General features: G+C 36.7%; 11 protein-coding genes. 7 read left to right on the top strand and 4 right to left on the bottom strand.

Annotated elements, in window-relative coordinates; translation table 11 throughout:
• Nucleotides 1–52 precede the first annotated feature (52 nt).
• The 5 genes from ABGX27_05800 (at nucleotide 53) to rplT (ending at nucleotide 3,690) form a co-directional block, all read left to right on the top strand.
• The gene (locus ABGX27_05800; GenBank protein ID MEO2069009.1) at nucleotides 53–400 is read left to right on the top strand and encodes a DUF6394 family protein; all 348 of its coding nucleotides are present in this window, start codon (nucleotides 53–55) and stop codon (nucleotides 398–400) included.
• A 113-nt stretch (nucleotides 401–513) separates the two neighbouring features.
• Nucleotides 514–2,490 carry a threonine--tRNA ligase gene (gene thrS, locus ABGX27_05795; protein ID MEO2069008.1) on the top strand — a complete coding sequence of 659 codons (1,977 nt, stop codon included), beginning with the start codon at nucleotides 514–516 and terminating at the stop codon, nucleotides 2,488–2,490.
• A gap of 34 nt (nucleotides 2,491–2,524) precedes the next feature.
• Nucleotides 2,525–3,025, top strand: coding sequence for a translation initiation factor IF-3 (gene infC, locus ABGX27_05790; GenBank protein MEO2069007.1), 501 nt, complete (start codon nucleotides 2,525–2,527; stop codon nucleotides 3,023–3,025).
• Between the two features lie 44 nt (nucleotides 3,026–3,069).
• Nucleotides 3,070–3,267 carry a 50S ribosomal protein L35 gene (gene rpmI, locus ABGX27_05785; GenBank protein MEO2069006.1) on the top strand — a complete coding sequence of 66 codons (198 nt, stop codon included), beginning with the start codon at nucleotides 3,070–3,072 and terminating at the stop codon, nucleotides 3,265–3,267.
• 69 nt (nucleotides 3,268–3,336) lie between these two features.
• A complete protein-coding gene (rplT, locus tag ABGX27_05780; protein MEO2069005.1) occupies nucleotides 3,337–3,690 on the top strand; it encodes a 50S ribosomal protein L20 in 354 nt (117 codons plus the stop codon).
• A 70-nt stretch (nucleotides 3,691–3,760) separates the two neighbouring features.
• Here rplT and ABGX27_05775 read toward each other — a convergent pair whose 3' ends face one another.
• From ABGX27_05775 to pyk, 3 genes are read right to left on the bottom strand one after another with little or no spacing between them, the layout of a single operon-like run.
• Nucleotides 3,761–4,579: a 2,3,4,5-tetrahydropyridine-2,6-dicarboxylate N-succinyltransferase gene (locus tag ABGX27_05775; protein ID MEO2069004.1), complete on the bottom strand. Its 819-nt coding sequence runs from the start codon at nucleotides 4,577–4,579 to the stop codon at nucleotides 3,761–3,763.
• A 37-nt stretch (nucleotides 4,580–4,616) separates the two neighbouring features.
• Nucleotides 4,617–5,942, bottom strand: coding sequence for a DASS family sodium-coupled anion symporter (locus tag ABGX27_05770; GenBank protein MEO2069003.1), 1,326 nt, complete (start codon nucleotides 5,940–5,942; stop codon nucleotides 4,617–4,619).
• Nucleotides 5,939–7,339 (bottom strand): pyruvate kinase, encoded by a 1,401-nt coding sequence (gene pyk, locus ABGX27_05765; GenBank protein MEO2069002.1) that lies wholly within the window; start codon nucleotides 7,337–7,339, stop codon nucleotides 5,939–5,941. Before pyk ends, ABGX27_05770 begins: the two co-directional genes overlap by 4 nt.
• Before the next feature lie 58 nt (nucleotides 7,340–7,397).
• Here pyk and thpR point away from each other — a divergent pair, with 58 nt between their 5' ends.
• Together thpR and ABGX27_05755 are read left to right on the top strand one after the other, a co-directional pair.
• Nucleotides 7,398–7,946 (top strand): RNA 2',3'-cyclic phosphodiesterase, encoded by a 549-nt coding sequence (thpR, locus tag ABGX27_05760; GenBank protein MEO2069001.1) that lies wholly within the window; start codon nucleotides 7,398–7,400, stop codon nucleotides 7,944–7,946.
• On the top strand, nucleotides 7,939–9,033 hold the full coding sequence (locus ABGX27_05755; GenBank protein ID MEO2069000.1) for a DUF445 family protein: 1,095 nt from the start codon (nucleotides 7,939–7,941) through the stop codon (nucleotides 9,031–9,033). Before thpR ends, ABGX27_05755 begins: the two co-directional genes overlap by 8 nt.
• Here the strand turns inward: ABGX27_05755 and fabD are convergent.
• Nucleotides 9,030–9,898 (bottom strand): ACP S-malonyltransferase (fabD, locus tag ABGX27_05750; protein ID MEO2068999.1); only part of this gene is annotated, 869 nt, incomplete at its 5' end. The genes ABGX27_05755 and fabD overlap by 4 nt on opposite strands.

Below are 9,898 nucleotides of genomic sequence, written 5' to 3'. Positions count from 1 at the left end.
AAAGTTACCGCAAGGAGCGCGATGCTTAGAAAGAAAATAAAGGAGAGGCTAAATGGACTGGGGTAAAGTTGGAACTACCTTCTTTATAATGATGTCCTTAACTACAACTGTTGGATTTGTTTACGACGGGGATCCTTATGCACTAATAGCATCTGTTGTTTTCAACTTAGTTGCAACTATTCTAAAGCTTGGTAGTAAGAAAACGTTGAGCGCGGAACTTCTTGCTACAAGTCTTACAGCAGACTTGCACCTAGTACCTGCCCTTATCTTTTATGAACTTGGAACGAGACAGAGTTTGATTGAAGCTCTTGCTTGGGGAGCTTTGGTAGCAAATGTTTTCTCTGTAATTATTGTTATTGTAGAGACTGTGCTTGAGGCAAGGGAAGAACACTGGTGGTAGAAAAGATTAATTAGATACTGAAAGGTTTTCTTGTAATCTTTTAAATAGTTTCTCTTCTTCATTTCTTTTTTTCGTAAAATTAGCCATTAATCTTTCGTGGAGAGGTGAAAATGATGATTGAAATAGAGCTTCCAGACGGGAACAAACTAACTTTTGAGAAGGAAACAAACGTTAAGGAGATAGCTGGAAGGATAGCAAAGAGCTTAGAGAAAAATGCTGTTGGAGCAATTTTTGATGGGGAACTTATAGACCTTCATACTCCAATACTAAAAAGTGGAAAAATAAAAATCTTAACTCAGAAGGATCAGGAATCTCTTGAAATCTTAAGACACAGTGCTGCCCACATTCTTGCCAAAGCTGTAAAGAAAATTTATGGAGACGAAAAAGTTAAACTTGGTATTGGTCCAGCAACAGAAGAAGGTTTCTATTACGACTTCGATCTTCCCATTTCTATAAAAGAGGAAGATTTACCAAAAATAGAAAAAGAAATGGAAAAAATAATAAAGGCTAAGGAACCTTTCAAGCGAGAGGAAATTACAAGAGAAAAAGCAAAAGAACTTTTTAAAGACGACCCTTACAAGCTTGAACTTTTAGAAGCCATTCCTGAAGACGAGCCTATAACGATCTATTGGCTTGGAGAGGATTTCTTTGACCTTTGTAAAGGTCCACATGTTGAACATGCTGGAATGGTAAAGGCTTTTAAGTTATTAAATTTAGCAGGGGCTTACTGGAGAGGAGACTCAAAGAACAAGATGCTCCAAAGGATTTATGGAACGGCTTTCTGGAAGAAAAAAGATCTTGACGAATATATTACAAGACTTGAGGAAGCTAAAAAGAGGGATCATAGAGTTCTTGGAAAACAACTTGATCTATTCTCAATTTACGATGAAGCTGGTCCAGGACTTGTTTTCTGGCATCCAAACGGTGCAATAATCAGAAGAGAGATTGAAAAGTGGGTAGAAGAAGAACATGAAAATAGAGGATACCTAAGAATTTACACTCCCCACATAATGAAAGCAGACCTTTGGAAAATTTCAGGACACTACGATTTTTATAAAGAGAACATGTTTTTTGTTCCTGTTGTTGAGCACGACGAAGAGGAAAGACTTGGAAACGAAGAAGTTCCTCTTACCTCGCAAGATATTGAAAGGGCTAACTGGTACGCTGTAAAGCCTATGAACTGTCCAGGACACATCTTGATTTACAAATCCCAAGTTAGAAGCTATAGGGATTTACCTTTAAGGTTCTTTGAGTTTGGAACCGTTCATAGATACGAGAAGAGTGGTTCTCTTCACGGACTTTTAAGGGTTAGAGGTTTCACTCAGGACGATGGGCATATCTTTTGCCGTCCGGATCAACTAAAGGAAGAGATACAGGGTGTTCTTGATTACGTAATGGAACTTCTCTCAATCTTTAAACTTGATTACGTTATAAACATTGGAACAAAACCGGAAAAGTACATAGGAAGTGATGAAGCTTGGGAACATGCAACTCAAGCTCTAATAGATGCATTAAAAGAAAGAGGATTTGAATACAACATTGTTGAAGGAGATGGTGCTTTTTATGGTCCAAAAATTGATATAGCGGTTCTTGATGCGATTGGTAGAAAGTGGGATGGACCAACAATCCAAGTTGACTTTAACCTTCCAGAAAGGTTTGACTTAACGTATGTAGATAAAGATGGCCAAAAGAAAAGACCTGTGATGGTTCATAGAGCCATTATGGGGAGCATTGAAAGATTCATAGGACTTTTGATTGAACACTTTGCCGGACTTTTCCCAACGTGGCTTGCTCCAATTCAAGCTGTGATAATACCTGTAAGTGATAAGTACATTGACTATGCTGATAAAGTTTTTAAAACTTTGAAAGAAGCTAAAATAAGGGTTAAGCTTGACGATGAGAACGCAAAGGTTGGTTATAAGATTAGAAAGGCTGAACTCATGAAGATACCTTACATGTTGATAGTTGGAGAAAAAGAAGTCGAAAAAGGTACAGTTTCTGTAAGATCAAAGAAAGAAGGTGATCTTGGAAGTATGGATTTAGAAGAGTTTTTGGATAAAATTCTTAAAGAGATAAAAGAAAAACAATAGAAGGAGGTAGGTCATTAGTAGGAAACTTGACCAGATTAGGGTAAACGAAAGAATTAGAGCAAAGGAAGTACTTGTTATCGGTAGTGATGGAACAAAGCTTGGAGTAATGTCTACTTATAAGGCATTGGAACTTGCAAGGGAAGAAGGATTGGACTTAGTAGAAGTTTCTCCAAATGCCAATCCACCAGTTTGTCGAATAATGGATTACGGAAAGTACAAGTATCAGCAACAAAAGAAAATGCACGAAGCCAAGAAAAAACAAAAGACCATAGAGGTAAAAACTGTAAAAGTTCGTCCAAGGACAGATGAACATGACCTCCAAGTTAGAATTAAGCAAACGAGGAAGTTCTTAGAGAAAGGGAACAAGGTTAAAGCTGTTGTAATGTTTAGAGGTAGAGAACAGGTACACCTTGAACTTGGAGAAGCCCAACTTATGAAGATATACGAAGCAGTTAAAGATATAGCAGAGATAGAAAAAAAGCCTAAGAAAGAAGGTAGAGATATGATTATGATACTTGCACCAAAGAAAAAATAGATTATAATTTCCTTCCGTTTTTAAATCTTTAAGGAGGCAAGCTGATGCCAAAGATTAAAACAAGGAAATCTGCAGCAAAGAGGGTAAAGGTAACAGCTAAAGGAAAGATTAAACACTGGCATCCAAACAAAAGCCACCTTCTTACAAAGAAGAGTAGAAAAAGAAAGAGAAAGCTTAGAAAAGCTGGCTACCTAGAAGGAGCTCAGGCTGCAAACTACACACCACTAGTACTTTCCAAGTAAGTGATGCCAGCAGGCGAAAAAGCCGCTAAACGGCTGCCTGCAGCTCACTAAAGAGAAAGGAGGAAAGGAATGAGAGTAAAAACAAGCCCAAGAAGGTACAGAAGGAAGAAACTCAAGAAGTTAACAAAAGGCTACTTTGGCGGAAGGTCTCGCCTTTACAGAACTATGAAAATAGCTGTAATGAAGTCCCTCTTTTACGCTTATCAACATAGAAGACTTAAGAAGAGGGACTTTAGAAGACTATGGATTGCAAGAATTAACGCTGCTGTAAGGCAGTTCGGATTAAACTACAGTAGATTCATTCACGGTCTTAAGAAAGCTGGAATCGAACTCGACAGAAAGGTTCTTGCAGATATCGCTGTAAGAGACCCTGAAGCATTCAAGGTAATCGTAGAAAAGGCTAAAGCTGCTTTAGCTGCTTAAATTCAGAAGAAAATTCCCCGCCCTCGAGCGGGGTTTCTATTTCTCCCTATCCTCCCTCCCCTTTCAAAGATTAAACAGGAATATTAAATTCCCTTAAGACTTCATTTAGTGAAGTTTTCTTATCTGTAGACTCTCTTCTTTTACCAATAATTAATGCACAAGGCACTCCATACTCTCCAGCTGGGAACTTCTTAACTCTTGTTCCTGGTATAACAACGCTTCTTGCAGGAACTCTTCCTTTATACTCTACAGGTTCATCTCCTGTAACGTCAATAATTCTTGTTGATGCTGTAATTACAACACCTGCACCAAGAACGGCTTCCTCTTCTATAATTGCTCCTTCAACAATAATACACCTTGAACCGATAAAGCAGTTGTCTTCAATGATTACTGGTTTTGCATTTGGTGGCTCAAGAACTCCTCCAATTCCAACTCCACCGGAAAGGTGAACATTTTTTCCAATTTGTGCACAAGAACCAACAGTGGCCCAAGTATCAACCATAGTTCCTGAACCAACATAAGCTCCGATATTTACGTAAGAAGGCATCAAGATAGCTCCTGGTTCTATATAAGAACCGTATCTAGCAGTTGCTGGTGGAACAACTCTAACCCCCAATTCTTTCCAGTTCTTCTTTAAAGGTATTCTATCGTAATACTCAAAAGGACCAACTTCCATAACCTTCATTTCAGAAATTGGGAAGAATAAAAGGATTGCTTTTTTAACCCATTCGTTTACCTTCCAGTTTCCAACGTCTATTCTCTCTGCAACCCTTACTTTTCCTTTGTCAAGAAGATCTATTGTTTCTCTTACTGCTTCTTTATACTTTTCATCTTTCAAAAGTTCTCTGTTTTCCCAAGCCTCTTCTATCATCTTTTTTAAGTCTTCCACCTTTTACCTCCTAGTTGAAAATTTTTGTCAGTTAATTCTACAAGATGAAAGTTGCATAAAGGGTTATTAAAAAAGCAAAAAAGACATTTAAAACCAAACCAACCCTTAACATATCTCTTTGTCCCACGTTTCCTGTCCCATAGACTATCGCATTTGGGGGAGTAGCCACTGGAAACATAAAAGCGCAAGATGCAGCAATTCCAGCAGGTAAAGCAAGGAAAGGAGGAGGTAAACCTAAACTTTTTGCAGCAGTAATTAAAATGGGTATAAAGATTGCAGCCGTGGCTGTATTGCTCATTAGTTCTGTTAGAAAAATCATAAATAGAACAATAGAGAAAACAAGAAAAAATGGAGGAAGATTTGTCACACTATTAACAAGTAAAGAAGCTATAAATTTACTTGTTCCCGTTGCTTTTAGAACCTGAGAAAGGGATAGACCTCCTCCAAAGAGAAGCAATGTTCCCCAATCTGTGTTTTTATTTACATCTTCCCACGTTAAAAGCTTAAAGCTAAAGAGTAAGACAACTGCAAAGATAGCGATTACGGCATCAAAATATTTACTAACTCCTAAAATAGATGAAATCTTCTTACTAAAAAGCCACAAGATAACTGTCATTGAAAAGATGGTAAGAACAGTAAATTTTTCTTTAGTCATTGTAAATGAAACTTTTTCTATTTCTACTTTACTTTTCATTTTTGGTTTAAAGTAAATGTAGAGAATGGCTATAAGAAAAGGGAAAAGAAAAATAACAACTGGAAAAGCGGCCTTTAGCCAATCACTAAACTCCATTCCAAGGTTTGCAGCTGTAATACCATTTGGAGGACTTCCAACAAGTGTTCCAATTCCTCCAATACTTGCCGAATATGCTACACCCAAAAGAAGAAAACTTCTAAGCCTTTTATCTCCTGACAAAGCGGTAGCTATCCCAAGCGCAAGAGGCAGCATCATTACAGTGGTTGAAGTATTGCTAATCCACATTGATATAAAGGCTGTTGATAAGAACAGCAAAACCGAAGCAGTAAAAGGAGAACCTTTAGAGAGGGAAACTATCTTAAAAGCAATAAGTTTATCTAAACCATACTTTGTTAGGGCTGCAGCAAGAACAAAACCTCCTAAGAACAGGAAAATTATTGGATGAGAAAAGGAAGAAAATGCAGTTTTTACATCAAATATTCCCAGAACTACTGCTAAAACAGGAATAGAAAGGGAAGTAACAGCCAAAGGTAAACCTTCCGTTATCCAAAGAATAGCTGCAAAAACAAGGATAGCAAGTCCTTTTCTAACGTCAAAGGAAACAGGTAAGAACGTTAAAACCAACAAAAAAGCTAACAAAGAGAAAATTAAAGGAAATCCTCTTTTCATCTTATATCAACCACCTTAATTAAGTTTGTTGTTCCTAGAATTCCCATTGGAGCTCCCGCAAGAACAATCACTTTATCTCCCTTCTTAGCAATTTTTTTCTCCTTAGCAACTTTTATGGACTCTTCGACTATCTCGTCTATCGATTCTGCTAGAACTGTTAAAAATGGTTCAACTCCCCAAATCAAATTAAGTCTTCTCCAAGTCTCTATATCGTGAACAACAGCATATATTGGAACTGGAGGACGAAATTTTGCCACCGCTTTTGCAGTTGCTCCGCTTCTTGTGAAAGGAACAATAGCCTTTATCTTTGTTTCTCTTGAAAGATTGCAGGCAGACTTTGCCAGAGAATCTTGTAAAGTTTTAGCTGGAAGGTCTATATAACGTTTGTAAGGATAAATTTTTTCTGCTTCTTGAATCACTTTAGCCATAGTTTTTATAACCTTAACTGGATACTTACCAACAGCAGTTTCTTCTGAAAGCATTAGAGCATCTGTTCCATCCAAAACTGCGTTGGCAATGTCCGAAACTTCCGCTCTTGTTGGAAAAGGCAGGTCAACCATAGACTTTAACATTTGAGTAGCAGTAATTACAGGCTTTCCCTTTTCATTTGCTTTTCTTATTAACTGTTTCTGTATAGCAGGGACTTTTTCTACTGGAAGCTCTACTCCTAAATCTCCCCTTGCAACCATTATTCCATCAGCAACTTCAAGAATACTATCAATGTTTTTTACAGCTTCCGGTTTTTCTATCTTTGCGATTACAGGAATATTCTTTCCCTTTACCCTTATTAGTTCTTTTAGCTCAAGAACGTCATCAGCTTTTCTAACAAATGATAACGCTATTATGTCAACGCCATTTTCTATTCCAAAAAGAACGTCTTCTTTATCCTTTTCGGTCAATGCTGGAACGGATAGCTTGGAGTTAGGAAGGTTAACACCTTTATGGGATGTTAGAGGTCCTCCGACCAGAACTTCACATATTATGTCTTTTTCAACAACCTTCTTTACCTTTAACCTGAAAGCACCGTCTGCAAGGAGAATTGTTTCTCCTCTTCTTACTTCTTTATGTAAGTTCTTGTAGTTTACTTGTATTTTTCCTCTTTTGGCTTCTCCAGTAGTGAGAATAACCGTATCTCCTCTGTGAAGGTAAAAAGGTTCTTTTTCCAGCTTCCCTATTCTTATCTTTGGACCACATAAGTCCATCAGAATTGGAATTGGTTTTCCCGTATCTCTTTCAACCTCTCTAACAAGTTTTATACGTTTTCCGTGATCTTCGTGAGTGCCATGGGACATGTTAAGTCTCACAACATTTAAACCACTTTCTACCATTTTTTTTAAAATTTCTCTTCCAGAAGACGTTGGACCTAAGGTTGCAACTATCTTTGTTCTCTTCTTCATCTTTCTAACCTCAAAAAGCTTAATAGTTATAATTTATCAAACTTTGTTTGGAGAAAAGATGCCAAAGAAGAGGCTGTTTATAGGAACCTTAACGGAAGTTAAAGGAATAGAAGAAGTTAAATCCCAAATAGAACTTTTAAAAATTGTTGGAAAATGGGTGGAAAAAGAAAATCTCCACTTTACTTACCGTTTCTTAGGAGATGTTGAGGAAGAGAAGATTCCACAAATATCTACAATGCTAAGGGGAAAACTGAAAGGGGTCAAAGCACCAAAAATCTCTTACAGGGGTTTGGGAGTCTTTCCAAGCCTAAAATCTCCAAGGGTTCTTTGGATAGGTATCGAATCGGGTTCAATAGGTGAAGTAAAAAGGAGAGTTGACCAAGCGCTTTTACCTTTCGGTTTTCCAATGGAAGAAAAGTTTGTTCCTCATCTTACTCTCTTGAGAATAAAGAAAATGCGCCATACCACAAAGTTTAAACAGTACGTATTTAAGATGAAAGAACATCTTTTTGAAGAAAAAATAGAAAGCAAAGTTTGCATAATAGAAAGTAAGTTGACTTCTAAAGGACCAATCTACAAAGTTTTGGAGGAAATAAATCTTGATTAAAGAATTAACTTTTCCAGTAGTTGGTGCATTAATAGGGTATTTTACAAATCTCATTGCCATAAAAATGCTCTTTAGTCCTAAGAAACCTTATTATATCTTTGGAAGGAAAATTCCCTTTACTCCTGGACTTATACCCTCCAAAAGAGATAAACTCGCAAAAGCTTTGGCAAAGGTTGTAAAAGAAAACCTTTTAACAGAAGAACTTATAAGAAAAAGACTAAATGAGGAGAAAATAAAAGAAAGTTTAGAGAAGCTTATAGAAAAGCTTATAGACGATACTCTGTCTAATGAGAAGTTTCTTTCAGAATTTTTGAAGAACTTCAGCGATGAAGAAATAAAAAATCTTACAGAAGACCACCTTGATAAGTTTTTTATGTCCATTGAAGGAAAGAGTTTAAACGATCTCTTACCGAAAAACTTAAAAAGTGATTTAACAAGGTTTATAGATGAAAAAGTAGAAAAACTTTCTGAAAGTTTTCTACACTTTGTAAAGAAGCCTGACTTTAAGGATATGGTTTACTACTCGATAAAGAAAAACTTGTCCTTAATTCCTATTATCCCTGAGATTTTTGCAGACTCCATTTCCAATTTCTTGACTGATGCCATTTCAAAATTCGTAGATGACCTGTCTCAGGATCCCCAGTTTAAACTAAAAGTTTCAAAGGTTGTTTGGGAGAAAATAGAAGGACTTTTAAACAAGGAAATAAACCTTTCAACAAATAGTGGCAAGAAGTTTGTTAACCTAACAAAGAAAATAGTTCTTGAAGCTGCTCGGTCTATTAAGAAAGAAAAGGTTTCTTACAGCATACTTGAAGTTGTAAGAAAGATTGTTAACGCTAAGAAAGAAAAGCTCTTAAAGGTTTCAACAGAAAAGATATTGGAAGTAATAGAAAAGGAACTTCCAGTAATAATGGAAGCAATAGACATAGAAAGATTGGTCGAAGAAAAAGTGAACTCCCTCCCCATCGAAGAAATAGAGTCAATTATCCTAAAGCTAATAAAGGATGAACTTAAATACATTACCCTCTTAGGGGGCGTTTTAGGTTTCCTTATTGGAAGCATTCAGCTTCTTGTCGTTTTGCTTTAAACCTCGTTTAAAACCTTTTCTATATCTTTTACTTTCTCAACATTAATGACTTTTAAGCTTTTATCAATCTTTCTTATTAGTCCTTTAAGAACATTTTTAGGACCTATTTCGTAGAAAGTATCAACTCCAAGTTCTTTCATCTTTAAAACGTCCTCAACCCATCTAACAGAGGAATACATCTGTCTATAGAAAGAGTCCTTTATCTCATTAATTTCTTTTAAACATTTGACATCTACATTGTTTACTATAGGAATAGCCGCGTCAGAAAAGGATATCTCTTCCATAAGTTCTTTTAGTTTCTCAGCAGCAGGTTTCATAAGTTCTGAATGGAAAGGTGCAGACACTGCAAGCCTAACAATTCTTTTAGCACCTGCTTCTTTTAACTTTTCTTCAGCTTCAGCAAGTCCTTTTATTTCCCCAGAAATTACTACTTGTTCAGGACTGTTAAGGTTCGCTACCTGAACAAAACCGCTTTTTACATTTTTTAAAACTTCTTCCACTTTTTCTGCAGGAAGACCTATTACAGCGGTCATTCCTCCAACACCAGCAGGAACAGCTTCTTGCATAAATTTACCTCTTTTCCTTACTAGGAATGCTCCATCGTGAACAGAAAACACCTTGGCTGCGCAAGCGGCGGAAAATTCTCCTAAAGAATGACCAGCAACGACAACAGGATTTTCCTTAAAACCATTTTTTTCCAAGACCTTTAGAACAGCCATACTCACGGTGAATATTGCAGGTTGAGCATTAAAAGTTAGTGTTAACTCTTCTTCGCTACTTTCAAAACAAAGCTTAGCTAGGTCTACTTTTGCTCCTTCAGATGCTTCCTCAAATACTTCTCTTGCCTCAGTGAACGTTTCAAAAA

This window comes from Desulfurobacteriaceae bacterium (assembly GCA_039832905.1).
Taxonomy (GTDB): domain Bacteria; phylum Aquificota; class Aquificia; order Desulfurobacteriales; family Desulfurobacteriaceae; genus Desulfurobacterium.
Note: the sequence above shows the minus strand (reverse complement) of the source record. Positions and strands in the feature narration are given on the sequence as shown.